The following is a 25111-nucleotide window of genomic DNA, read 5'->3' on the forward strand; positions in this document are numbered from 1 at the left end:
GCAGAAGGCATGCTCCTGGTTCATCGGCGCGACATAGTCGAGCCGGTCGAAATACGGGATCGCCTGCAGATAGGTCTTCTGCTCGATCAGTTTCTCGGTGCCGCGGTGCAAGAGCCCGATATGCGGATCGACGCGTTCGACGATTTCGCCGTCCAGCTCGAGCACCAGCCGCAGCACGCCGTGCGCCGCCGGATGCTGCGGCCCGAAGTTGATCGTGAAGTTTCTTTCGCCGCTAGACATGCGCAATCCATAAGGCGCCCTGGTGAGCGCGAATAGCGAATAGCGAATAGCGAATAGAACGTTCAACTCTTGTCATTGGCCTGTCTGCGCTGAATCGATCGGATCAAAGATCGCATCATCCTTCCCAGTTCATCGCAGCGCTGACGCAGCGGAGCGACGTCGTCGGATTTCGCCAAGCCAACCCGTTCAGACAGCAGTAGGTGAGTTTCAAGTTCTTTCACCGAGCCCTGCGCTATACGCAGGAATTGAATGAAGCTGCCGCTGTTCTCCCGGCCGTGGCCTTCGGCGATATTCGCCGCGATGGACACCGCCGACCGACGGATTTGGCTTGTCATGCCGTAGACCTCGTCTTTCGGAAAGCGCGACGTGAGACAATAGGTCTGCTCCGCCAGCGTCATCGCTTCCTGCCAAACTTTCAAGTCACGGTATGAACTGATCCCGATTTTCGCATCCTCCTTCTATTCGCTATTCGCTACTCACTATTCGCAGAATCGCCCGGAGCAAACTGCGCAAACACTTCGGCGCCCGTCATGTTGTGCGTCTTGTTGGCGAAGTCGTAATAGGCAGGCTTCTCGTCGATGAAGATCTGGCTGGTGAAGGCATAGTCCTTCAGATCGTCGAAGGCTTCGGCCGACACGAAATGCAGGTCCTTGTCGATCAGCCGGTAATAGAGCGGCGTGCCGCACGTCTTGCAGAAGCCACGCTCCGCCCATTCCGACGAGCGATAGACGCCGAGACTTGCCTTGTCCTCGATCTTCAGGGAGGTCCCGCAGTCGCGTACCAGGAACGGACCCGCCGACCAGCGCCGGCACATGCTGCAATGGCACGCGCCGACATCGCGATCCGCCGGCGTCGCGGTGAAGCGGACCGCACCGCACAGACAACCTCCGGACTGCTGCTGCGCCGATGCCATCAGGCCGCCCTCGCCTTCAGCGCCTTGTCGGCCACACGCGCATTGAACTTGTCATAGTTGACCACGGCGCGCTCGTGACGACCTTCGCCGATCACGTCGACGCCGTCATGACCACGCACGAAGAAGCTGACTTTCTTGCCTTCAACGCCTGTGACTTCGCATTCGACGGTCACCGTCATGCCGGGCGGCGTTGCGGCCAGATGGCTGAAATCGACATGCACGCCGAGCGAGCCCTCGCCCGGGTCGAGGTGCATGTTGAGGAGCTCGGTACAGCACCACTCGAACAGCCCGACCATGCAGCCGGTCGCGAACACCCGCGGCATCGCGCGGAAGAGCGGCGATTGTGGATAAAATTCAGGCACCGTCTGCTGATCACCGATCGTAAAGGCAAGACTGTGCTTCAGACCGGGCTTCAGTGTCCCCTTCATGACGGCACCTTCTTGTCCGGTTCGCCGGTCAGCTTGTTGCCTTGCGCGCTGGCCTTCTCGTCGCCCGGCAGCCGATACTCCGTGCCTTCCCACGGAGACAGAAAGTCGAAATTGCGGAATTCCTGGTTGAGCCGCACCGGCTCGTTGACCACGCGCTTCTGCGCATCGTCGTAGCGCACCTCGACAAAGCCGGTGAGCGGAAAGTCCTTGCGCAAAGGATGGCCTTCGAAGCCGTAATCCGTGAGGATTCGGCGCATATCGGGATGACCGGTGAACAGCACGCCATACAGATCGTAGGTTTCGCGCTCGAACCAGTCGGCGCCGGGAAATTCGCCGATGATGGACGGCACTGGTGTCGTCTCATCGGTCGCAACCTTCAGGCGGACGCGCGCATTCTGCCTCGGCGACAGAAAATGATAGACCACATCGAAGCGCTGCTCGCGCTGCGGATAGTCGACCGCGGTAACGTCGATGAAATTCCAGAACTCACAGCGCGGATCGTCGCGGAGGAATCGGACGATCCTGACGATATCGGCAGCGGTCCCGCGCAGGTTCAGCTCGCCGAAGGCGATGTCGTAGCCGGTCACGGCGCCCGGCAGTCCCGCGCTGATCGCCTCGCCGATGGCCTGCAGCTTTTCACTCATGCTCAGCGCTCGATCGTTCCGACCCGGCGGATCTTCTTCTGCAGCAGCAACACGCCATAGAGCAGCGCTTCCGCGGTCGGCGGGCAGCCCGGCACATAGATGTCCACCGGCACGATGCGGTCGCAGCCGCGCACCACCGAATAGGAATAGTGGTAATAGCCGCCGCCATTGGCGCAGCTGCCCATCGAGATCACGTAGCGCGGCTCCGGCATCTGGTCGTAGACCTTGCGGAGCGCGGGCGCCATCTTGTTGGTCAGCGTGCCGGCGACGATCATCACGTCCGATTGCCGCGGCGACGCACGCGGCGCGAAGCCGAATCGCTCCGCGTCATAGCGCGGCATCGACATCTGCATCATCTCGACCGCGCAGCAGGCCAGCCCGAACGTCATCCACATCAGCGAGCCGGTGCGCGCCCAGGTGACGAGATCGTCGGCGGTGGTGACGAGAAAGCCCTTGTCGGCCAGCTCGGCGCTGATGCCGGTGAAAAACTGGTCGTCCGCGCCGATCGGCTTGCCGGTGCGCGGATCGAGAATGCCGGTGGCGGCAGGAGATATGACGGCGGTCATGTTTGGCTCATCCCATGCAGGCGAGCGTGACAGCACCCGAAAACCGCTTTGCATCCCGGATCACGTCCGGGACACGCCTTCTCGGCATCGCGCTCTAGTCCCATTCGAGCGCCCCCTTCTTCCATTCATAGATAAACCCGATGGTCAGGACCGCCAGGAAAACCATCATCGACCAGAAGCCGAAGGCGCCGAGCTGGCCGAAGGCCACCGCCCAGGGGAACAGAAAGGCGACTTCTAGATCGAATATGATGAAGAGTATGGCGACCAGATAAAACCGCACGTCGAATTTCATGCGCGCATCGTCGAAAGCGTTGAACCCGCACTCGTAGGCCGAAAGCTTTTCCGGATCCGGATTGCGGTAGGCGACCAGGAACGGCGCGATCAGAAGCGCAAGGCTGAGCCCCAGCGCAACGGCGATGAACACGACGAGCGGGAGATAGTCCTGAAGCAGGTCGCTCATGTCTCTCCTCGCAGGACCGAACGGCCGGCCAAGCCGGCCAAACCCCGTCCATTGACCACCCGGTGGCGGAACCGCCGGATCGCCCCCCTCATGCCCCAGCTCGGACTCGTTCCAAGAAGGAAGTCGCGGCAGGCTTAGCGCAGGCTTTTTGCCCCCGCAAGCGCGCGAAAAGTCTGACATAAGCCATCTCCCCCGCCGAATCCGCCGTGGCAAAGCGCAGGCCTGCAGCGGGATTTGTAGGCCGGCTCACGCGAGGGTAGTTTCAGCCGCCTGACCGAACGGATCGTCGACATGCACAGACCGGAAGCAATTTGGCAGGGCGCCATCTCGGGCGTGGAACATTGGACCCGCAAGCCGGACGGCGCCCGGCTGTTCCTGTGGAACAAATGCGCCGGCGATCCGGCGGCGACCCGCGGCACGCTGCTGTTTGTTCACGGGTCCTCGATGGCTTCCCAGCCGACCTTCGATTTGCAGGTTGCCGGCCGACCGGAATCCTCGGCCATGGACTATTTCGCCGCCCGCGGCTTTGACACGTGGTGCGTCGACATGGAGGGCTATGGACGCTCCGAAAAGAGCCGCGACAACAATGCGCCGATCGCCCAGGGCGCCGACGACTGCAAGGCCGCCGCAGACTATATCGCCAGCCTTCGTGGCCCTCGCCGTCTGCTGGTCTACGGAATCTCGTCCGGTGCGCTGCGTGCGGCGCTGTTTGCACAGCTGCATCCAGAACGGGTTGGGCGGCTTGCCCTCGACGCCATGGTGTGGACCGGCGCGGATTCGCCGACACTGACCGAGCGAAGAAAGAGGCTTGCCGAATTCCGGACGAAAAACCGCCGTCCGATGGACAAGGCCTTCGTCTATTCCATCTTCAACCGCGATCATCCTGGCACCGCGGAGGATCGCGTCATCGAGGCCTTTGCCGATGCGATCCTGTCGCTTGATGATTCGGTCCCGACCGGAACCTATGTCGATATGTGCGCAAACCTGCCGCTGGTGGAACCGGAGCGGATTGCGGCGCCAACCATCATCATGCGCGGGCAGTGGGACGGGATCGCGAGCTTCGACGATCTGATCGCCTTCTTTGGCCGCCTCCCCAACCCCGACAAGCAATTTGCCGTGATGCCGGGCATCTCACATGCGAGCTTTCAGCAAAAAAATTACATGCTGGTGTATCATATCCTGCATGGATTTTTCTCGCAGCCGGAGCCGGTATATCGCGGATGATTCGGACATTCGTTGCGTGAAACCACCGCCACACTGTGTGAATCCTGCGAAATGCGGCATGCCGACGAATTGCTTCCGTTGATCGCTTGCGACAAGATCGATTCGATGCGTGTAGCCGGAAACAGGATTCGATTCGCGATCGTCATTGTCGCCGCTGCAGCGATGAACTGCGCCGGTGCGGCAACCGGATGGGCCGCGCAATCTGCGCTCGCCGCGGGCCCGGATACCGCCGTTTCCGCGCAGAGCAAGAAAAAGCCGGCGAAGAAAAAGGCCAGGACCGCCCCGAAGGCGGCTCCTGCCGCCGGTCAGGCCGGGCCAATTCCCCGCATCCCGTTCGCCGCCGCCGATCAGCAAGCCGCCGCGATTCCCAACATGCCCGACGCCCGTTTCTGGGCCGATTCGGAGAGCGAATATTTGCGTGCGCTGCCGACCGAGCGCGGGCCCTGGCTCATTCTCTCCACCGGCGGCGAGGACGGCGCCTATGGGGCGGGCCTGCTCGGAGGCTGGACCAAGACGGGAACCCGCCCGGAATTCGCGCTGGTCACCGGCGTGAGCACCGGCGCGCTGATCGCCCCGTTTGCCTTTCTCGGTCCGACATACGATGAGCAATTGCGCGATTCCTACACCACCATCAGCGCGACCGACATTTTCGAGATCGGCGGCAAGGGCGAGAGCTTCCTCGACACCTGGCCGCTGCACGATCTGATCAAGAAGCGCGTGACGCCGGAACTGCTGAAGGCGATCGCCGAGCAGCATGCGCGCGGACGGCGTCTGCTGATCCTCACCACCAATCTCGATGCCGGACGGCCGGTCGCATGGGACATCGGCGCAATCGCCACGCATGGCGGCGACGCTGCACTCGATCTGGTGCGCCGGATCATGGTCGCGGCGATCAGCATCCCGGGCGCCTTCCCCCCTGCGCTGATCCCGGTCGAAGGCAACGGCCGGAAGTTCGAGGAGATGCATGTCGATGGCGGGCTGGCCGGGCAGTTCTATGTCGCACCCGATTCCATGCTGCTGAGCACCGCAACCTCGAAGCTGCCGGCATCCGACCTCTACATCATCGCCAACATGAAGCTGAACTCGGACTTCCAGCTCACCGAACGCACGACCCTCAGCATCCTCGGCCGGACCGTGAGCGCCGCGATCAAGTTCGTCACCCGCAACGCGATCGACCGCGCCTATGCAACCGCCTTGCGCAGCGGCATCGGCTTTCACGTCGCCTATGTCGATCCGGGCTTCTCCGCGCCCGCCCGCGGCGCTTTCGATCCTGACTACATGAAGGCACTCTACGAGGTCGGATTTGCCAAGGGCCAGAATCCCGACGCATTCTCCAGCCGACCACCCGACTTTTCCGATCAGCCTAGAAAAGTGGCCCGCTGAAACAGGGACACACGAGGGGAAACGGATGATGATTGCTCGATTGGCGCTTGCGGGATTGCTGGTCCTCGCGCCGCTCGCGGATGCCGCCGCCGCGTCCAAGCGCGCCAAGCGGCCAGGACACGCCACCAGCAGCTTCGACGGCCTGTGGAGCGTCCTCATCATCACCGAAAAGGGCTCCTGCGATCGAGGCTATCGTTACGCCGTGCGCATCAAGGGCGGCCGCGTCGGCCATGCCGACCCGTCCAGTTCGAGCTTCCGGATTTCCGGCAGCGTCGGCGGCGGTGGTGCGACCCGCGTCAATGTGGCCCGCGGCACTCAGAGCGCCAGCGGCACCGGGCGGCTGACGCGCACCGGCGGCTCCGGTCGCTGGCAGTCGGCCCGCGGCGAATGTTCCGGCGTTTGGCAGGCCGAGCGGCGCGGCGGCTGATCGCTCTTCCCGCGGGAATCCGGAAAGGGCGGGGCTCGGCTTTCGCGGCGGCGAACGAAACACTATCTGTCGCTGGTTGCGCGAATACCGCGCCATGCTGGTCCGCACAAACGCGATGGCGAACGTCGTTTCCAATCTGGTCGAGCAGGCCCGCCTCACCTCGCAGGCGCTGATCGAATTCGGCCACAGCCTGTTCGAGCCGACCATCCGTCTTGGCGTGACCGGTCTGTCGCGCGCCGGCAAGACCGTCTTCATCACGGCGCTGGTTCACGGATTGCTGCGCGGCGGCCGTTTTCCGGTGTTCGAAGCCATGGCGTCGGGCCGCATTGTTCGCGCACGGCTTTCGCCGCAGCCCGACGACACTGTCCCGCGCTTCGCCTATGAAGCCCATCTCGAGCACTTGCTGGCCGAGCGGCACTGGCCGGAATCGACCCGACAGATCAGCGAATTGCGGCTGATCATCGAATACCAGTCGCAAAACGGCGCGATGCGCGAATTGACGCTCGACATCGTCGACTATCCCGGCGAATGGCTGCTCGATTTGCCGCTGCTGCGCCAGACCTACGAAGACTGGTCTTCCGAGACGATCCGGCTGTCGCGGCAGGGTGACCGTGCCCATCTCGCGGCGGAGTGGCATTCCGATCTTGCTCATCTCGATCCCCAGGCCGGCGCCGAAGATCTCGTTGCGCAGGCCGCCGCGCGGCATTTCACCGATTATTTGCGGAACTGCCGCAATGAGCGTTTCGCGCTCAGCCTGCTGCCGCCCGGCCGCTTTCTGATGCCGGGCGAACTGGCCGACTCGCCGGCCCTTACTTTCGCGCCGCTCGACCGCCTGGAGGGTTCTCCGCGATCAGGATCGCTGTGGGCGATGATGCGGCGGCGCTACGAATCCTACAAGGACGCGGTGGTGCGGCCGTTCTACCGCAATCATATCGCCCGGCTCGACCGCCAGATCGTGCTCGTCGATACCCTCACCGCGCTGAATGCGGGTCCGGACGCGGTCCATGATCTCGAACGCGCGCTCGCCGCCATTCTCGACAGCTTCAATATCGGTCGCAATTCCATCATCTCCGCATTGTTCGCCCCTCGCATCGACCGCATCCTGTTCGCCGCAACCAAGGCGGACCTGCTGCATCATTCGTCGCATGACCGGCTGGAACGCATCCTGGCGCGCCTCGTATCCGACGCTGTAGAGCGGGCCGATTTTTCCGGAGCGCGGGTCGATGCGATCGCGCTGGCGTCGGTGCGCGCGACGACCGAGGCGCATGTCGGCGGTGCCCACGGCGCCCTGCCGGCGATCATGGGCGTCCCGGTTGCGGGAGAGCGCGCAGGCGGGCGCAGCTTCGATGGCCGCGCCGAGATCGTCATTTATCCCGGCGATCTGCCTGACGATCCCGACGTCATCTTTGCCACCGGAGCGAGCGGTTTTCGCGGACTGTCTTCGGCGTCATCCGAGGACTCCGATTACAGATTCCTGCGCTTCCGGCCGCCGGCCCTGGAGCGGACCGATGCCGGCGTGCCCGCCCTGCCACATATCCGTCTCGATCGCGCGCTCGAATTCCTGATCGGAGACCGCCTGAAATGAGCGTGCGTCCGCGCAAGCCCGCGATCTTTTCACCGGACGATCCGAATGTGGTCGTGACCGCGGCCAAGGACGACCCGCTGGTCGAAATCCTGCGGGAGGCCGATGCCGCCGACTCGCAGCTTCCCGCGGTGGCGTCGGCGACGGCCCCGCGCCGTCGCTTCCCCTGGCGAAAGCTCCTGTTCGGCGCAGTCGGCGGCCTCGTTTCGCTTGGGATCGGCCTTGCGGTGACGAAGCTGATCGAGGATCTGTTCGCGCGCTTCGAGGCGCTCGGCTGGTTCGCCCTCACACTTGCAGGTCTTGCATTGCTGGCACTTCTTGCAATTGCCTGGCGCGAGTTTGCCGGGCTGTCGCGGCTTGCGAAGATCGACCATATCCGCGAACGGGCCGCGCAAACGCTGGCCACGGACAACCGCGCCGAGGGTCAGGCGATCCTGCGTGACCTGCTCGCGGTCGAAAGTCAGTTGCCGCATCTGGCGCGCAGCCGCGCGAAGCTTCAGGCGCATTTCTCCGAGATCATCGACGGCGCCGACCTGATCCGCCTCGCCGAACGCGAATTGATGGCGCCGCTCGACCGCGAGGCGCGCCAGCTCGTCAGCAATGCCGCAAAGCGCGTGTCGATCGTAACCGCGGTGTCACCGCGGGCCGCGATCGACATCTTCTTCGTGCTGATCACGACGCTCGGGCTCGCGCGCAAGCTTGCGCTGCTCTATGGCGGGCGACCCGGTACGCTCGGGTTGTTTCGGCTGTTGCGTCATGTGATCACCCATCTGACCATCACCGGCGGAATGGCAGCAGGCGACAGCCTGATCCAGCAGGTGATCGGCCACGGCCTTGCAGCAAAACTGTCGGCGCGGCTCGGCGAAGGCGTGCTGAACGGGCTTCTGACGGCGCGGCTCGGGATCGCCGCGATCGAGGTGACGCGACCGCTGCCGTTCTCGGCGCTGCCGCGCCCGACTCTCACCGAAGTTGCCGGCGGCGTGGTGCGGAGCGCGGAGAAGGCGGAAGGGAAATAGGCGAAGCTGCTACCGGCGGCGCTATTCGCAGGAATCGATAACGTCGGGTGGGCCACACAGGCCAGCCGAAAAACGAAGCGAAGAAGTTGAACCGGCGATATGGCGGACGCCAACCTTCCGTTCATCGGGCTCCTTCGAGGCTAGTTTGTCGCCTGGACCAGACCTCGCGAACGCGCAACCGGACTGAGGAGAGATGGTGCCCCTGGCGACAGCGCCATGATCGGCTGCCACCTGGCATTCCAGCGCGTCATCGACGTGCGGTCGCCGTCATAAACAAGGTCGAGGAAAGCCAAGGCAAGTTCGGCCGTTGCCGCCTTCACCTTTGGATTCAGATCCCGGCCGCCGGTCGCGGCACGGTCGGTGAACATGCTGTGCGATCCGCCTTGAAACACGGCTATCGCTTTTCGCGGAGTCGAAATGGCGTTGTAGATCGCAAGTCGGTCGGCCGCCGGCGAGTAATATCCGGGAATCCTGATGATGTCTTCGGTGGCCGTTACATGCAGGCTTGGCACCGTGACCCCTTCCAGCACCGAAGCAAGGTGCGGCTCCCCGTAGAACGGTGGTGACGAAATCAGGATCGCCGCCGAGAAGCGCGGGTCCTTGGCTTCGATCCGCCTGCCTTCGCGCATCACACCGGCGCCGACAGCAACCAATGCCGTATTCGCACCATAGGAGTGGCCGGCCGCAATGATCCGCTGGCGGTCGATCCGCGCCCCATAGGGGCCGGCATCGTTCGACAGGACACGGTCCAGTGCGAATCGCACATCCAGACCGCGCGCCAGTGCTTCGCTCTCATGGGCCGCCGAATGCAATCGCTGGACAAGGGTAAAGGGATTTCCGGTCCAGACCGATCGGTCGCTGCCCACATGCTGTACGTGCAGACTGGCGACGCCACGTTCCGCCCAATACCGCGCGAGATATGAATAGCCGCGGCGAGACCCGCCCATGCCATGGGAGAACACGATCAGCGGAACGCGCGCCTTCGATGCCGGATCTCTGGCCGCGATCTCGTTGGGCCAATGCAGCCGGGCCGGAACCGGCCGCGACCGCGCAGCGTCGACCCAGTCGAAATCGACGATGCGAAAGCCGGGCTCATTTGACAGCGATTGCGTGCGCGCGGGCCCGATCAGGGTTATCGCCGTCAGCACGAAAGCGAGCAGCGCCACGACGAAGGGCCGTCGGATCATGTTCGTTAGCAACGCTTGCCTCAAGTCATACGGCGCCGCCATGGTTCTCCCGATGGTCACGCGCGGAGGCAAGTCGCTTTCCGCGACATTTGCACCGCTCGATCCGGTTTTCATCGGTATCATTCCTTGACAAAGGCCGCATCTCGTCACGCAGGTGAGCGGGCCATTTTGTCCCCACCGCTTACGGCACCAGAAAAGCGGCTTAATAAAGCCCGCCGTCTCGGCAGGCCCGAATATTCAAGGGGACCGCCTCGACTAGAATCCCTGGATGACACCGCTGTCGACCAGCAGCCGGTTGAAGCGCCGCGCCTCGGCGCCGTCCCTGCAACGGTAGAACATTCCCTTGCAGCGCTCCAGAATGCGCTTCTGTTCGGCGAAGGTGGAATCGAGCGGAAGTCCCGCCGCCTCCTGAATCATCAGCGGCAGATATGGTGCATCGAGCGCATCCCGCGCCGACGACAGATCAACGGGCGTGAAGTTGATCGCATCGATTGCGTAATAGGCGGTGAAAAAACGCGGGTCACGCTCCATGATGCCTCGGGCGATCTGCGCATCGGTCATGCCGGGTTCGATAAGCCGCGGTGCGATCGCGGGCGGATGGTCGCCGAACCGCACGATCAGGAACGAATCGTCGGGATAGGTGCGCTTCAGTGTCGCGACAAACGCAGCATAGTCCTGCGCGCTCATGGTTTGGCGGCGGACATACTCGTCGGTCTCCGGGTCCGCGTTCAGCGCCTTCCAGTGCGGCGTCCGTTGCGGAAGATAGGCCGTATTCCACGGAAAATGGTTCGCCACCGTGTAGACGAACATGAAGAGCGGTTGTTCTCCGCGCTCCCTGGCGAACAGCCGCAAAGCCTTCTTGTAATAGAAGCGGTCCGGTTCGACGTCACCCGCGCCCATCTCGCGCGCGTCGATCAGGCGATCGATACCGGCGCTCTTCTGGAAGCGGCGGGCGCTGAGGAAGGCGCCATAGGCGGGATACAGCGTGAAGGTTCTGTAGCCGCAGCGGCGCAAGGCCTGCGGCAATCCGCGCTTGATGCGCCCGGCAGCCAGCCGCGTGACATGGAAACTCATGCGGCCGAACGAGCGCGTCGAAAGCCCGGTGAGGACGTTGAATTCGGTGTACCAGGTCGGGCCGCCGGCGGCTTCGGTGATCAGCGATCGCGACCTGCCGTCCGACGACGCGAAGTGGTGCCCGTAGCCGTCCGGCACGGCTACTCCCGGTGCGCGGCGGATGTCGAAGCTCGACTCGTCCAGCACCATGATGATGTGCGGACGCTTGCCTTGCGGCTTGCAATCGTCATCCGCGGGCGACAGCTTCATCCGGCTCGCCACGGCCCGGTCGATCTCGAGCCAGCCGCTATCCGCAAGCTCGGACAGCGAGACCACGGTCGAGCGCGTGAAATTCGAGACATGATTCACGCCCTGGAACGGCTCGTGCGGCGCTTCGGGTACCGCGTTCGAAAGTCCGACAATGGCGGCAAGCGAGATGGCCCCCGCGAGCGCCGATCCGGCGCGCCAGATCCGGGTGCGGTCCAGCTTCCACAGCAAGACCAGCAGAACAATGCCGACCAGTGCAATTGCTCCGGCCGCAAGACGCAGACCCGGGACCACGGAAAACAGAAAAGCGAGGCTGTCTGGATCAATCACCATGACGTCGAGAAAGGTTGCCGTCATCCAGGTGATCTTGAACTTGAACTGCGAAAGCAGAATCAGAAGTTCCATCAGCCCGAGCGAGATGGCGGCCGCGACGGCAGCCCGACGCACCAGCAAGACGACGATGCAATTCAAAAGTATCCAGGTAAGGACGCATAAACTTTGGCCGAAAAGCCCAAATTCGGTCTGAGCGATGCGAAGGAAAGCGAAAATCTGGATGCCGAGGGTCAGAAAAACGCCCGGCCATACCCCGTCGGTAAACCGCGACATCGCGGGAAATGAGCGCAAACGGAATCGGAAACCGGAAATCGACATGAATGCTGCAAACCCGTGTCCGGACGGCGGCCACGCCTCGGATTGTCATCATTCTGTAATGAAACTGTCATGACAAGCGTCGCTGCTGCCGCAGGTCGCCGCTTCGGCTGACGATTTTTGGGCTGGGCCCGCTGGCGCTCATCGCTGTTTGTGCCTAGATTGATGCGGTTCCTGGTGAGGGAACGCCCGTATTTCTTCACCCAGGAGCCGTCCCATGGACGCAGGCGCAAGCGCTCTCCAGCAATCCATCACATTGAAGCAGGCCAAGAAGCTCGTTCAGTGCATGGCGCACGAGCAGAGTTTCCTGCTGTTGTCGCCGCCCGGCGTCGGCAAGTCCGAGATGGTGTATCAGGCGGCCGCTGAAGCCGGGCTGCCCTGCCGTTCGCTGCTCGGGACGCAGATCGCGCCGGAAGACGTCAGCGGCGTGCCAAAAATCGTCGGCGAGCGTTCCGTGTTCTGCCCGCCCCGGATTCTTCTGCCCGAAATTCCCCAGACCTTCTGCCTGTTTCTGGATGAATTGCCGGCCTGTGCGCCGGATGTCCAGAAAGCGTTCTACTCGCTGCTGCTGGAGCGCCGGCTCGGCGAACATGCCCTGCCCGCCGGCACCTGGGTGATCGCCGCCGGCAACCGCCAGCAGGATCGCGCGCTGGTTCGCGCCATGAGTTCCGCGCTCGTGAACCGCGTCACGATTCTCAATCTGCGGGTCGATGCCGACGAATGGCAGGACTGGGCGCGGAAAGCCGGCATCCGCGCCGATATCCGCAACTACATCTCGTTCATGCCGGACGCGCTGATGCGCGAGGTCCCGCATGACCCGCAGCCGTTCTCGACACCGCGCGCCTGGGCCGAGCTGTCGCAGGCGCTCGACATGGCGGAAGCCGCCGGGATCCTCAGCCGGGACACCCGACGCGCGCTCGCCTTCGGCCGGTTGTCGGCAGAGGATGCCGCGGTGTTCTGCGCGCTGGCCGAAGAGACCGTCGGCACGCTTGCGCCGGTCGAGGGCTATATCGAACATCCCGACACACTGCCGAAGGGCGAGACCGCACGCTGGTTCATCCTGAACGCGATCCGTCAGAATGTTGCGGCCGGCCGCCTCGGCAAGGTCAAGCCGCGCGCCGTCGCGCGATTCCTGCGCGGCCTGCCGACCGAAGCGCAGCTCACGCTGCTCACCGACCTGGTGGAGCAGTGGGGCGCGCTTGGCGCCGACAAGGCGATGCTCGCGCTGCTTCGCACGGTGACGAAGCAATGAGCGTCGTCGTCGCCGCGGCACCCGACCGAAACGCCGAAAGCGCGATCCTCCGGCGCATCGAGGACGGGCTGCGCATGGTCACGGTGCCGCTGCCGCACCTTGCCGGGCTCGCGGCCGCCGTGCGCGTCAATCTCGACTGGCGCGTTCCCACCATGGGCATCTTTGCATCGGGCCGCATGGTGGCAAACCCGGGCTTTACAGCCCGGCTCAAGGACAACGAACTGGTCTTTGTGCTGGCACATGAGCTGCTTCATCTAGCACTTCGCACCCATGACCGCGCCCGCGGCTCCGGACGGCTCGAGTTCAACTACGCTCACGACTACATCATCAACGACATCCTGCGCAGCGAACTGGGCTTCACGACCATACCCGCCGGCGGCCTGGACATGCCGGACGCGCGCCAGCGTTCGGCAGAGGACATCGTGCTGGAAATGCGCCGGAACGCCGAACTGATGCGTTCACGCACGCAGGTCTGGGAGGGCCAGGAAGTCAGCGTCCGGCAGGCGCTCGGAAAGGGCCAAGGCGACGGAAAGGAAAACCGAACACAGGACAGCGAAGACGCGGGCGACGTGCTCGCCGACAAGACCGAACGCGAGATGTTTCCGGCCGAGGCGCAGGATCAGGCGCAGTGCAAGGCCGCAATCGACGCGGTCATCGCACGCGGACAGGCACTGGCGGCGGCAATCGGCAAGCAGAAGGCCCGCGGCACCATCGGTGGCGGAATGAGCGCGCAGGTTTCCGCGCTGCGCGGGCGCCTGCGGCCCTCCTGGCAGCAGGCCCTGCAGCGCTGGATCGAGGCATCGAGCGCGGGAGAACGCAGCTTCGCGCGGCCTTCGCGGCGCGGTGCAGAGCGCAGCGACCTGGTGATGCCGGGACGCCGGCGCACGTCCTGGATGCTCAACGTGGTGCTCGACACCTCCGGCTCGATGACCGAGGAAATCCCACTCGCCCTCGGTGCGATCGCCGACTTCTGCGACGGCGCCGGTGTCGATCTTGTCCGTGTCGTGCAATGCGACACCGACGTCACGGCCGACGAAACCGTGTCTCCCGATGATCTATCAAGCTACGCGGTGCGCGGGTTCGGCGGCAGCGATCTTTCGCCCGCCATGCTGATGCTCGCGGACGACCCGCTGGTGCGCTCCACGGTGATCGTGACCGACGGCGACATCGCCTTCCCGGCCCATACGATGCCCTATGACGTGCTGTGGGTGCTGCCGCAGGCGACCAAGTTCAATCCGCCCTATGGGCGCGTCATCGCAATGGACGGGAGCAGGCCATGAAGGTGGTACAGGAACTGGTCGCCTATTTCGACCGGCGTGGTCAATTGTCGAAGAAGCAGGTCCGCCAATTGCTGGACAAGGGCTATCTTGCCGCTGACGCCCCGCCGCACATGCTCGAACTCGGGAGCAGCATCGGGACCAGCTATTATTTTCGCGTGCGCGGGGAGACCGAAGGCCCACTCTGGGGCACGGACATCTATACCGGCGATTCCGCGCTTGCCGTCGCGGCCGTGCATGCCGGTCTCGTCAAGCCGGGCGAGAGCGCGGTGGTCAAGGTCACGGTGATGGCGCCGCTGGCGCAGTATCAAGGCTGCGTGCGTAACGGCGTTACCAGCCACGATTTCGGCCGCTACGGCAGTGCATATTGCCTCGGCGCGATCTGAAGCGGACGTATGCCAAGTGGGCTGGCCCCTTTTTTCGGAGGTGAGCGGCAAAAGCGGTCCGGCCGCGCTTGACTCGGCGTGGGGTGAGATTTAAGTCCGCCGCACTCCCGAAACGGGGGCGTAGCTCAGTTGGTTAGAGCGCCGGCCTGTCACGCCGGAGGCCGCGGGTTCGAGTCCCGTCGCTCCCGCCATTTTCCGCCTTGCCGGTCAATGGCTTAGAAAACTGGCCCAAAACCTGATTCGACTCCTTCGCCAGCCAGATTCGACTCAGGTTGCCGTTTTGGCCTCCCCGGCTACCGGCGGCGCGGCCGCATGACCGCGCGCACCTTCAACCTCGTCACGCGATTCCGCGCGTTGGGCACTATCGCAAGGGCAGCAGTTCCCGGCTGGCGACGAAGCCCAGGGTGCGACCTTCCCGGGCAACAAGCGTCCAGCCGCGCTCCGCGGACAGGATACTGACGGGCGTCTCGGCCGCCAGTCGCCGCAACCGCCGCGCTTCCGGCGATGGCTGAACTCGCACATCTGCTTCCACGCCAAGCTTGTGAGTCGCATTTCGAACCGCTGCACTTCGCGGCTCCTCATCGGCAAGCACGGACCCAGCGGCCGCCAAAGTAAAGTTCGAGGAAGTGATTCGGACCTGGGGTCTCTGTCTTTGTCCGAATACCCTGTCGCTCAGCGTTGCGACGTTGACATGGACATAGATGGCCAGTTCGCCGATGTCGATTTTCCCGTCAGCATCGCTGTCCGCATGTCCAAGCCCTTCAAGGACGCTGTAGGTGAAGAGGCCGTGCCCGCGATAACCCTCGAGCGCGTCGGCGTCGCCGCTCGACGCGGTCATGATCGTCCGTCCGATGGCCTGAACGAGCCGGGCGGAAGCGGCCGTTCGTCCAAGCGCCTGGGTATCCGTAGCGTCGTCGGTGAGTGTTCCGCTTTCGCAGGTGTCGAACATCAGCAGACTCCGGCGGGCAGGAATGGATGCGAACCATCGTTGCCACTGATCCTGACCAATGCCGTGGCGGATGACCGATTCCATGCCGTCGAGCTTCATGTCCTGAGGGATGAAGAAATAGCGACCGTCGATTGTCTTCCCATGTCCGGCGATGAAAAAAACGAAAACGTCGGTCGGCCGAATTCGATTCGACAGATCGGCAAACGCTGCAGCCAACCCCTGGTCGCGGACATCGGCATCCTTGAGCACCGTCACGTTCACTTCGGAATAAATCCCGGAACCCGTCTTTTTCAGCGCCGCAGCCAAGGCATCTGCGTCCGATACGGCATTTCTGAGTGTCAGCTTGGGATCGGCATAGGCGTTCAAGCCGGCGGCCAACACGAAGAGACGGGACGGAATGCTGCTGGATCCGACACCGGCAATCCGCAGCCGTGCAGGCCGAGACGCCACCAAGTTTGCATGGTTGTATGCGACGATCTCGATTTCGTTTTCGCCCTGCTCGATCGGAAGTGTTCTGCTCAACCGGCGCGGCGCAGCGTTCGCAGAACCCTGACGCGTCTGCGTCGACAGGTCGTCTATTCCGACCGTGACACCGTTCAGACGCCACTCCACCCGGCCAAGCCCCCCGCTCCGGGGATGAATATCGGCATGGATAACCGCACTTTCTTTCCCGAACTGCTCCCCCTCACGCGGTGTCACAACCGTTATCAACGGCACCTCGCCGCTCGCCAATAGTCTGTTCAAATCAAGACGCGATGCAGCCTGCCTGACCAATCCGCGCGGGTCTCCAGCCAGCTTTTCGCGGACAAGATCGGGTCGGTACAGCGATTGATAGAATTGCTCGGTTGACCAGACACTCAGACCTTGCACGACACTGACGAGACCCGCACCCCTCTCGGAAGCGTTGAAAAACCCCTCAGGGGTCATCACCAGCCACTCATCATCACCTTTGCCAACAAAGGTTGCGAGCAACTCACCCGTCGCGGCGTTCCATATTCTCGCGGTTCCATCCCAACTGGCCGACAGGATTCGCCGGCCGTCCGGAGACAGCCCCACTCCGGAAACCCAGCCCTTGTGCCCTTCGAACGTCCGAAGCAATCGGCCGCTGGTGGAGTCCCAGAGCTTGACCGAGGAATCCATGCCTCCCGTCACGGTTCGGTCGCCGTTCGCGGAGAGCGCGACCGAAAAGACGGAATCGCGGTGACCGGTGAACGTGTGCAGCAATCTGCCCGTGCTTGCGTCCCACAGATAGGCCAGCCCGTTGGAATTCCCCGAGACGATGCGCTTGCCGTCGTTCGAGAAGGCGATGCTCCAAATGCCCGTCTGATGGCCCGAAAAAGCGCGGACCAGCCGACCGGTTGCAAAATCCCAAAGCTCCAATTTGCCTCTCGGAGGTGGTGGCTTCGGCCCGTTCAGGGGTGCGCCGAATGGCGGCAGCGGATTGGTCGCTGAGAGGACGAACTTGCCGTCACGCGACATCGCAATCGATTCAAAGTCTTCTTTGCTTGCAGTGACGTTGCGCACGAGCCGGCCACTGGCCGCATCCCAGAAGCTGAGTGCCTTGCCGCCCGCAATGCTGGCGATGCGCCTGCCATCCGCCGAGATTGCAAGCCCGCCAACGTAGTTCGAACCGGTTAGCGATCTAACGAGCCCGCCCGTCGTGACGTCAAATATTTTGAACAGCTTCTGCCCGTCCGCGGCATCATCGCCGACCACGTGCGGCCCGGAGCCGGCATAGGACATGTGTCGATACGAGTGGCCGACGATCTGCTCCAGCTGTCCGGAAGCTGCATCCCACCTTCGAATCCTGTCGTCCGTCGCTCCGGTGGTAAACGTAAGCCCGTCGTCGCTGAAGCGTGCCGCCTCCAGAGATTTTGCAACGGTCCGCTCGCTCTTGATCGCGCCGGACACCAAGTCGAACGAGATCAACGACGAAAGGTAGTTCATTGCAAAACCGGTCCCGCCTTCACGCGCCACCGCCAGCCTGGCAACGTTCGGGATTTTGAATTCGCGCAGCAATGTGCCGCTTGCCGTGTCCCATACCGCAATCTGCCTGTCGTCTGAGGTAAACGCAGTTCTGCCGTCGAACGAGAGTGCGACGCCCAGGGACCAGCCACCTCGATGCGGAACGGTGTGCACGGGTCGCCCCGTCCTGCCGTCCCAGATAATCATGGTATTGTCTTCGCTCGCAGACACGATCACGGCCATGTCGGCGGAAGACGTCACGGAGGTGATGCGTTTGCTGTGCTGACGAAATTCGCGAACCACAGAGCCCGCGGACACATCCCACAGCCTTATCGCGAAGTCCTCCTGGCCGAAATATCCGCTGCTGGTGAGCACACGTTCGCCATCTGGAGATATTGTGACTTCTTGCAATGGCTGACGCCGGTATTCACGAAAGATCCGATGCATGGCGAGATGCTTCGTGTCGACGGATTTGATCATTCGTCCGGAAGCGACATCCCAGACACGGATACTGTCATCCAGGCTCGCCGATACCAGCCGCGATCCATCGCTGGAGAACGCCATGGCATATTTGTTCAGGCTTACGGCCCCATGTCCGATAAAGGTCGTGATCACGCGCGCAGTCGCGGCATCCCAAAGCTTGATTGCCCCATCGCTTCCGGCGGTCAGTATGCGCTTGCCATCTGGGGCAAAGCCAACGCCTCGGACCTCACTGCCGTGGTCGAACGATCGGATGAGTTGACCCGAGCGGGCCAGCCATAAATTCGCAGTCTTGTCGTCGGAGCCGGTAAGGACCAGTTGTCCGTCCTGCGACAGCACAAGACAATTGACGTCCTTTCCGTGAGGGACAATGGGGACAACTTCAACCGGCCCATTTCCGGGGACCTGTGCAGGGCACGCGCCCGGAACAAGCATTGCAACGGTCAGTATTGCAAGGAACCCGGCCCTGAAGCCGATCCTTCGAACCTGCGTCATCAGATGCATCTCGCCAACCGGTCCTGCGGATGAAGCCCGTGTAATCTCATCGCGGCGGTCGTTCCGCGTCCATTCATTGCAGATGCTTCCACAAGGCAGCGGGCCGCTTCAAGCTTCACCCTCGAAAGTCACCAGAGAGGGGCGCCCTCGAATCCTCACGCGTTTCCGACACTTTGCATACTCAGCCCATTTCTCTCATGATTTCAATTGCTTGACAGAGCAGAGCCGCCAGCCCCCTCGGCTGCCTTGCCGCTGCCAGCCACGAAACCCCTTGCGGGATGGGCCTTCCCCCATTGCATCGCCACCTCAAAAATGCTCTGGACCCCCATAAACAAGGCGTTTCCGGCGAGTCCCGAATCGTCTAAACGCCACAATCAGTGGTTTTTCGTTACGGCGCCGATGAAAAGGAGGGCCACCCATGGCTGACAAGAAGCCAGCGACAGCTCCGACCATTACCCTGAAGCATCTCGCGGCTCAGTTGGCCGAGGAGCACCAATTGTCCAAGAAGCAGAGCGAAGCGATGCTGGGCGATCTGGTGACCACGATCACGAAGCACTTGAAGAAGGGCGACCGCATCCGCATTGGCGGCCTCGGCATCCTTCAGGTTCGCAAGCGTGCCGCGCGCATGGGCCGCAATCCCGCGACCGGAGAGGCGATCCAGATCAAGGCGTCGAAGAAAGTGGCCTTTCGTGCCGCGAAGGAATTGAAAGACGCGATCTGAATTCATCTTCCGATTTCGAGTTTGAAGCATGCGCATCGGCAAGGCCGGTGCGCATTTTTTTTTTGCCAATGAAGAGGCCAGGCTCGCCATCATGTCAGAATGCCGAGCGCACCGGGAATGCCTCGCGCTTGCGCCCGATGCAGCCATACCGTCGCTTCCGCTCGATCGACCGCTCCGCCGAGGCCCTGCGCGAGCACGCATCCATAGGCGAACAGATCGCGTGCCTCGCCGGCTTCGGCGGCGCACCGCAATGCCTCTCGCGCGAGACCTTGCAGAGCGGGATGCTCCCGTGCCAACAGATGCGCTGCCAGATCGCGGCAGAAATGCACCGGCGCTGCCGCGATCGAGCGGCGATACCAGCACTCGGCCTCGCTCGACCTGCCCCGCTCGAACAGAAGGCGCGCAAGATGCGCGGCGCCTCGAAAGCAGCCGCGTTCTGCCGCCCGCCGGGACCAGCGTTCCGAAGATGCAAGATCGACGCGGCAGGTCCAGCCGAACTCGCGAAAGCGCCCGATCATGTTCATCGCCTTGGCGTTGCCCTGCCGCGCCGAGCGCACGAACAAGGTGAGCGCTATTGCGGCGTCGCCGAGATGGCCGCGATCGTGCATCAGCATCATGCCCAGATTGAATTGGGCCCAGGCATGCGATTTGGCCGCGGCCTTGCGGAACAGGTTCATCGCTCTGGCTCGATCGACCGCCCCGCCCCAGCCATTCTCGAAACAGCGGCCAAGCATGTTGATCCCGTCCGGATCGCCGGCAGCGGCGGCAATCCCGAACCAGCGCGAGGCCGCTTCCGGATCGCGCCGCATGCCGTGGCCATCGAGCAGCATTTGCCCGAGCGTGACCTGCGCGGCGCTGCTGCCGCCGGCCGCAGCCGCGTAGACGATGCATCCCACATCCTCGGCGCTCGCCGACAATCGCTCGCGCAACTGGGCGTCCGAAAGCTTTCGCAGGCGCGTATAGTAGATCGGATCGTCGTTCGTATTCGAAGCCGCCGGCATTGCGCCTACAACTCGGCCCAGCGGCGCAGCAGGTTGTGGTAATGGCTGGCGAGCGCGACCGACGCGCGCTCGTGATCTCCGAGCCGCTGCCGCACCTCCATGATTGCGGTATCGAGATCGTAAAGCAGCGTGCGTTTGCCATCGTCGCGGATCAGGGACTGAACCCAGAAAAACGACGCCCAGCGGCTGCCGCGGGTGATTGGCGTGACATTGTGCAGGCTGGTGGCGGGATAGACGACGATATCGCCGGCCGGCAGTTTCACGCTGTGGGTGCCGTAGGTATCTTCGACGACGAGGTCGCCGCCATCGTAGTCCGCTGGATCGGTCAGAAACAGCGTCGATGAAATGTCGGCTCGCATCTGCTCGCCCGAGCCCGGCAGCGTGCGGATCGCTCCGTCGACATGCGCGTCAAAACGCATGCCGGCGTCGTAACGGTTGAACAGCGGTGGCAGCACGAGGCGGGGCAGCGTGGCTGATCGGAAGGCCGGGTTGCGCGCAAGCGCACGCAGCACGATTCCGCCGGCCTTCGCCGCGGTTTCCGAACTGACAGGAATCTGCAGGTTGAACTTTGCCTGCGCCGCCTGCTCGCCAGCCGTGCCGCGTCCGTCGACCCATTGCGAGGATTCCAGAATCGCGCGGCACTCCGCAACCTCGGGCGGAGGCAGAAGTCCCGGAATGTGCACCATCATGCGGCCTGCTCCCAAAATGCCGCCGCCCGCCGCGGGCGTCCACGGCGGGCGGAAAATGTCCGGGCGTGCCTACCAGCGCACGCGCCAGGACAGCGATGCATAGCGGCCCGGCGCCGGCACGGCGTGACCGCCGTAATACTGCGCGTAGTAGAGTTCGTCGGTGATGTTGTTCAGATTGACCTGCAACGTGTTATGCTTGTCGATCTTGAACGCCATCATCGCGTCGAACTTCCAGAAATCCGGCACGAAGATCGTATTCGCCGTATTGACGAATGCGATCGACTGCCATTGCGCGCCGCCGCCGATCGTCCATTGCGGTGTGATGTCGTAGGTAGTCCACAGCGTGAAACTGTTGAGGGGCGTATTCGGCAACCGGTGGCCAAGGTCGGCCATGTTGGTGGTCTTGGCGATTTCGGTCGTGTTGTAAACATAGCCGGTCGTGATCTGCCACTGGTCCGTGATGCGTCCGACGAGGCCGAATTCGACACCTTCCGACACTGCCAGCCCGTCAAGCACCAGCGGCGAGGTGGCATTCGTCGGATCGGTCGGGATCCGCAGATTGGTCTTTTCGATCTTGAACCAGGCAGCGCTCAGCGTGAGCTTTTCAGGAATGAGATCGGCCTTGGCGCCGAACTCAAGCACTTCGTTCTTTTCCGGCGCCAGCAGAACACTGTTGGTGGCGTTCGCCGCCGCCGAGAGCGTTCCGAGTTCCGCCGATGGATTGTAGGAAATGCCATAGGCTCCGTAGATGCTCGAATATTTGGTCGGATGGAAGACGGCGCCGTAGCGATAGCTCAGCATGTTGTCTTCGCGATGCTGGTAGACGCGGTTCGGGTTGGCCTGACCCTGGTCTGCGTAATCGACGACATACACGTCGTTGCGGACCGAACCCATGATGTCCCAGTATTCGTTGAGCTTGATCGAATCGGAGGCGTACCAGGCAACGGTCGTCGCATTGGTGGCCTGTCCGGGCGCCCAGCCCAGGAATTCGCCGCCGAAGCCGGTCGGGATCGGGAACGCCACGTTGGTGCGGCAGCCGGGATCGGCGGCATCGCAAAGATTGGTGCCGATGGTTCCGTTCGCCTGACGGCCATAGGCGCGCCGGTTGAAGCGCCGCTCGTCGTCATATTCCATCCCGAGCACGAGACTGTGCACCCATGAGCCGGTATGCACCTTGCCGGTGATTTCGGTCTGGTTGACGAACAGGCTGTTGTTCGTCTCGGTCCAGAAATGTTGCCGGCCGATGGTCATTGCATCGACGGGATAATATGCATCGCCCGGAAACGCGAAGTTGGTATTGTTGGCCCGCTGCAGACTGCGCGGCGCGGTCGGCCGCGACCAGCGATCGACCGTGATGTATCGCGTCGTGTTCGACAATTTGAGTTCCCTGGTCAGATCGTATTCGAAGCGGCCAGTCCAGACATTGGTGTCTGACTCGGTACGATCGGCCAGCGGGCCGGCGACGACACCGAACCAGTTGCTGCGATTGATCGGAACTGGGCTCGTCGGGGACCCGTTGCCGTAATAGCCAGGGTTGGTGAAGCTGCCATTGATGGTGCTGCGCGCCGGAGCCGGCAAATACGGATGGCCGTAATCCGGCACGCCCTCCTCGCCCTGGTAGATATAGTTCAGCTTGATCCGTGCCTGCTCGGTGAGATTGATATTCATCGAAGGCGCGACGCCCCAGCGCTTGGTCCAGACATTGTCGCGATCAGGGGTATCGATGTCCTGCCACACCGCAGCGATCCGGGCATCGATGTTGCCGACTGACCCGGATGCGTCCAGTTCGGTGCGCACACCGAATGGCGTGGAGCCCGTCACCGTGCCCTCGACGAATTTCGCGCCGGTCGCCTGCTTCGAGGTGATGTTGATCGCGCCGCCCGTGGATCCACGTCCGAAGGCAAAAGCCGACGGTCCCTTGAACACTTCGACCGAGTCGCTCGAGAACAGGTCGCGCGTGTACCAGCCCGGATCGCGGATGCCGTCGCGGAACATGTCGGTGCGGGCCTGAAAGCCGCGGATGAACGGCGCATCGCCCTGCATGCCGCCCTCGCCTGCCTGGAATGTGATTCCCGGAACATTGCGCAACGCGTCTTCCATGGTACGCGCAGCCTGCTCGCGGATTACCTGAGGCGTAACCACGTTGATGGTTTGTGGGGTATCGCGGAGCGGAGTTGGAATACGCGACAGTCCGATTCCCGTCGCACGATACGCGGTCGGATCTTCACTGGTCGCACCGCCACGGTTTCGGGCGTCGTATCCGCCGGTGTTCAGCCGAGGGCGTGCGTGTGACGGCCCGCCCAGTTCCACCACCGCGCTGCACGTCGATTGTCGGCAGCGTCTGCTGCGCCGTCGCATTGGTCGCAATGAATGCGGAAGCCAGCCCGATAGCCGCATGCATCGCGGGCATGTGTGCGCCCGAACGGATTCTCACCGAACCGGCGCGATGTTTTCTCGACGCGATCGAGCCACTCGCAAGCATCTTGCAAACGTCATCCAGAGGCTCGTGGCCCCTTGAAGCACCCATCATTTCTCACCCCCAACGCCACCACTTAGAACAAGTCAAAACTTGCTGTGATTTCAGTACGTTAGCTAAGGACATCGCGAGCGGCCGCGCAATTCCATTTGCGAATAGCTGCTCATCTGCAGCTTGGACAAATTCGGTTCTGTGTTTGGAACGAGTAAAAACTATCGCGGTTGATTTATTTCTGTGTTTTGCGATTGAACACCTTCACGACGATGTCCGCGGCGTTGCCACACACGCCGCTCCGACATGAAGCGCGTCCCAGAACGCCGCGCGAAGGACACGAGACATGACTCTTCTTTCCAGATCGCTCGCAGCGGTAACGGTGTCGTTGCTCTCGCTTGCGTTGGGTTCGGCTGCATTCGCACAGGCCCAGCCAGCGCCGCCATCCACGCCTGCACCCGTTCCGCCGGTCTCCACGACACCCGGCGGCGTGACGACGCCACCGGCACCATCCGCGACGAGCGCACCCGCTGAAGCAACCTCTCCTGACAGAGCACCGGCTCCCGCAGCGCCCGCCGCAGTCCAACCTGAAGCGACCGTAACTCCGGTCGACAGGCCATCTTCGACCGAGAACAATCCGGGCGTTTCCGTGCCGGATGCAGGCGACGTGGCTCAGCCAGCCGGAACGATCCCGGCGCACATGTTGCCGCGCGACCTCACACCCTGGCAGATGTTTCTCGACGCGGACATCGTCGTGAAGGCGGTGATGGTGGGGCTGGCTTTCGCTTCGTTCCTCACGTGGACGGTGTGGTTCGCAAAGAGCGTGGAGTTGCGGTTCGAGAAGCGCCGCGCACGGCGCAAGAACCGGTGGCTGGAACATGCCAAGTCGCTCGGCGAAGCTGAGCGTGAGTTCGCCCGGGAAAAGGATCCGGTGGCGCGTCTCGTGCGTGCGGCCGCGCATGAGGTGGAGCTGTCGCAGACGCTGCCGAAGGAAGGCGTCAAGGAGCGTATCGTCTGGCAACTGGAGCGGGTGGAGGCGACCGCGAGCCGCCGCATCGGCAATGGCATGGGGGTGCTCGCGACCATCGGCGCCACCGCCCCGTTCGTCGGCCTGTTCGGCACGGTATGGGGGATCATGAACAGCTTCATCGGCATTTCGAAAGCCCACACGACGAGCCTTGCGGTGGTAGCGCCCGGCATCGCCGAGGCCCTGCTCGCGACGGCGATCGGACTGGTCGCCGCAATTCCGGCGGTGGTGATCTACAACGTGTTCACGCGCTCGATCGGCGGCTATCGTCTGATCCTCGGCAACGCTTCGGCCAATGTCCTGCGCCTGGCATCGCGCGATCTCGATCGCAGTGGCGCGCGGCTACGCCAAGCGGCGGAGTGAA

The 25111-nt window shown here is 63.0% G+C and carries 23 protein-coding genes, 1 tRNA gene and 1 pseudogene; 11 read left to right on the forward strand and 14 right to left on the reverse strand.

Going from position 1 to position 25111, the window contains the following annotated elements:
• From AB7F49_RS25635 to AB7F49_RS25665, 7 genes and pseudogenes are all read right to left on the reverse strand, one after another.
• A pseudogene (locus AB7F49_RS25635) lies at window positions 1-240 on the reverse strand (NADH-quinone oxidoreductase subunit D); the annotation flags it as partial.
• A gap of 62 nt (window positions 241-302) precedes the next feature.
• A complete protein-coding gene (locus tag AB7F49_RS25640; protein ID WP_428527667.1) occupies window positions 303-638 on the reverse strand; it encodes a four helix bundle protein in 336 nt (111 codons plus the stop codon).
• A gap of 74 nt (window positions 639-712) precedes the next feature.
• Window positions 713-1153: a GFA family protein gene (locus AB7F49_RS25645; protein WP_428527669.1), complete on the reverse strand. Its 441-nt coding sequence runs from the start codon at window positions 1151-1153 to the stop codon at window positions 713-715.
• Window positions 1153-1581, reverse strand: a complete 429-nt coding sequence (locus AB7F49_RS25650; RefSeq protein WP_428527671.1) for a thioesterase family protein — start codon at window positions 1579-1581, stop codon at window positions 1153-1155. The genes AB7F49_RS25645 and AB7F49_RS25650 overlap by 1 nt, the downstream gene beginning before the upstream one ends.
• Window positions 1578-2225, reverse strand: coding sequence for an NADH-quinone oxidoreductase subunit C (locus AB7F49_RS25655; protein WP_428527673.1), 648 nt, complete (start codon window positions 2223-2225; stop codon window positions 1578-1580). The genes AB7F49_RS25650 and AB7F49_RS25655 overlap by 4 nt, the downstream gene beginning before the upstream one ends.
• A gap of 2 nt (window positions 2226-2227) precedes the next feature.
• Window positions 2228-2791 carry a NuoB/complex I 20 kDa subunit family protein gene (locus tag AB7F49_RS25660; protein WP_428527675.1) on the reverse strand — a complete coding sequence of 188 codons (564 nt, stop codon included), beginning with the start codon at window positions 2789-2791 and terminating at the stop codon, window positions 2228-2230.
• A 94-nt stretch (window positions 2792-2885) separates the two neighbouring features.
• The gene (locus AB7F49_RS25665) at window positions 2886-3251 is read right to left on the reverse strand and encodes an NADH-quinone oxidoreductase subunit A (protein WP_428527677.1); all 366 of its coding nucleotides are present in this window, start codon (window positions 3249-3251) and stop codon (window positions 2886-2888) included.
• Between the two features lie 291 nt (window positions 3252-3542).
• Here AB7F49_RS25665 and AB7F49_RS25670 point away from each other — a divergent pair, with 291 nt between their 5' ends.
• The 5 genes from AB7F49_RS25670 (at window position 3543) to AB7F49_RS25690 (ending at window position 8883) form a co-directional block, all read left to right on the forward strand.
• Window positions 3543-4475, forward strand: a complete 933-nt coding sequence (locus AB7F49_RS25670) for an alpha/beta hydrolase (protein ID WP_428527679.1) — start codon at window positions 3543-3545, stop codon at window positions 4473-4475.
• A 12-nt stretch (window positions 4476-4487) separates the two neighbouring features.
• Window positions 4488-5858 (forward strand): patatin-like phospholipase family protein, encoded by a 1371-nt coding sequence (locus AB7F49_RS25675; RefSeq protein WP_428527681.1) that lies wholly within the window; start codon window positions 4488-4490, stop codon window positions 5856-5858.
• A gap of 28 nt (window positions 5859-5886) precedes the next feature.
• Window positions 5887-6285 carry a hypothetical protein gene (locus AB7F49_RS25680; protein ID WP_428527683.1) on the forward strand — a complete coding sequence of 133 codons (399 nt, stop codon included), beginning with the start codon at window positions 5887-5889 and terminating at the stop codon, window positions 6283-6285.
• Between the two features lie 115 nt (window positions 6286-6400).
• On the forward strand, window positions 6401-7870 hold the full coding sequence (locus AB7F49_RS25685) for a YcjX family protein (RefSeq protein ID WP_428527717.1): 1470 nt from the start codon (window positions 6401-6403) through the stop codon (window positions 7868-7870).
• Window positions 7867-8883: a YcjF family protein gene (locus AB7F49_RS25690; RefSeq protein ID WP_428527685.1), complete on the forward strand. Its 1017-nt coding sequence runs from the start codon at window positions 7867-7869 to the stop codon at window positions 8881-8883. The genes AB7F49_RS25685 and AB7F49_RS25690 overlap by 4 nt, the downstream gene beginning before the upstream one ends.
• Before the next feature lie 140 nt (window positions 8884-9023).
• Here the strand turns inward: AB7F49_RS25690 and AB7F49_RS25695 are convergent, their stop codons facing one another.
• Window positions 9024-10070 carry an alpha/beta hydrolase family protein gene (locus tag AB7F49_RS25695; RefSeq protein WP_428527687.1) on the reverse strand — a complete coding sequence of 349 codons (1047 nt, stop codon included), beginning with the start codon at window positions 10068-10070 and terminating at the stop codon, window positions 9024-9026.
• A gap of 255 nt (window positions 10071-10325) precedes the next feature.
• The gene (locus AB7F49_RS25700) at window positions 10326-11837 is read right to left on the reverse strand and encodes a sulfatase-like hydrolase/transferase (protein ID WP_428527719.1); all 1512 of its coding nucleotides are present in this window, start codon (window positions 11835-11837) and stop codon (window positions 10326-10328) included.
• Between the two features lie 418 nt (window positions 11838-12255).
• Here AB7F49_RS25700 and AB7F49_RS25705 point away from each other — a divergent pair, with 418 nt between their 5' ends.
• The 4 genes from AB7F49_RS25705 to AB7F49_RS25720 all read left to right on the forward strand — a co-directional run bounded on the left by AB7F49_RS25705 (window position 12256) and on the right by AB7F49_RS25720 (window position 15144).
• Window positions 12256-13290, forward strand: a complete 1035-nt coding sequence (locus AB7F49_RS25705; RefSeq protein WP_428527689.1) for an AAA family ATPase — start codon at window positions 12256-12258, stop codon at window positions 13288-13290.
• Complete coding sequence (locus AB7F49_RS25710; RefSeq protein ID WP_428527691.1) at window positions 13287-14570, forward strand: vWA domain-containing protein; 1284 nt, start codon at window positions 13287-13289, stop codon at window positions 14568-14570. Before AB7F49_RS25705 ends, AB7F49_RS25710 begins: the two co-directional genes overlap by 4 nt.
• Window positions 14567-14953 (forward strand): LCCL domain-containing protein, encoded by a 387-nt coding sequence (locus AB7F49_RS25715; protein WP_428527693.1) that lies wholly within the window; start codon window positions 14567-14569, stop codon window positions 14951-14953. The genes AB7F49_RS25710 and AB7F49_RS25715 overlap by 4 nt, the downstream gene beginning before the upstream one ends.
• 114 nt (window positions 14954-15067) lie before the next feature.
• Window positions 15068-15144 (forward strand) — tRNA-Asp (locus tag AB7F49_RS25720).
• A gap of 170 nt (window positions 15145-15314) precedes the next feature.
• Here the strand turns inward: AB7F49_RS25720 and AB7F49_RS25725 are convergent.
• Window positions 15315-18851: a caspase family protein gene (locus tag AB7F49_RS25725; RefSeq protein ID WP_428527695.1), complete on the reverse strand. Its 3537-nt coding sequence runs from the start codon at window positions 18849-18851 to the stop codon at window positions 15315-15317.
• 409 nt (window positions 18852-19260) lie between these two features.
• Between AB7F49_RS25725 and AB7F49_RS25730 the strand changes: the two genes are divergently transcribed.
• The gene (locus tag AB7F49_RS25730; protein ID WP_428527697.1) at window positions 19261-19563 is read left to right on the forward strand and encodes an HU family DNA-binding protein; all 303 of its coding nucleotides are present in this window, start codon (window positions 19261-19263) and stop codon (window positions 19561-19563) included.
• An 89-nt stretch (window positions 19564-19652) separates the two neighbouring features.
• Here AB7F49_RS25730 and AB7F49_RS25735 read toward each other — a convergent pair whose 3' ends face one another.
• From AB7F49_RS25735 to AB7F49_RS25750, 4 genes are all read right to left on the reverse strand, one after another.
• A complete protein-coding gene (locus AB7F49_RS25735; protein WP_428527698.1) occupies window positions 19653-20564 on the reverse strand; it encodes a tetratricopeptide repeat protein in 912 nt (303 codons plus the stop codon).
• A 5-nt stretch (window positions 20565-20569) separates the two neighbouring features.
• Window positions 20570-21253, reverse strand: a complete 684-nt coding sequence (locus AB7F49_RS25740; RefSeq protein WP_428527700.1) for a Fe2+-dependent dioxygenase — start codon at window positions 21251-21253, stop codon at window positions 20570-20572.
• A gap of 69 nt (window positions 21254-21322) precedes the next feature.
• Window positions 21323-23650, reverse strand: a complete 2328-nt coding sequence (locus tag AB7F49_RS25745; RefSeq protein ID WP_428527702.1) for a TonB-dependent receptor — start codon at window positions 23648-23650, stop codon at window positions 21323-21325.
• A 334-nt stretch (window positions 23651-23984) separates the two neighbouring features.
• Window positions 23985-24356, reverse strand: a complete 372-nt coding sequence (locus AB7F49_RS25750) for a hypothetical protein (protein ID WP_428527704.1) — start codon at window positions 24354-24356, stop codon at window positions 23985-23987.
• 64 nt (window positions 24357-24420) lie between these two features.
• Between AB7F49_RS25750 and exbB the strand changes: the two genes are divergently transcribed.
• Window positions 24421-25110, forward strand: a complete 690-nt coding sequence (gene exbB, locus AB7F49_RS25755) for a tonB-system energizer ExbB (protein WP_428527706.1) — start codon at window positions 24421-24423, stop codon at window positions 25108-25110.
• The last annotated feature ends 1 nt before the right edge of the window (window position 25111 follow it).

Origin of the sequence: Pseudorhodoplanes sp., assembly GCF_050250235.1 — a bacterium.
GTDB lineage: Bacteria > Pseudomonadota > Alphaproteobacteria > Rhizobiales > Xanthobacteraceae > Pseudorhodoplanes.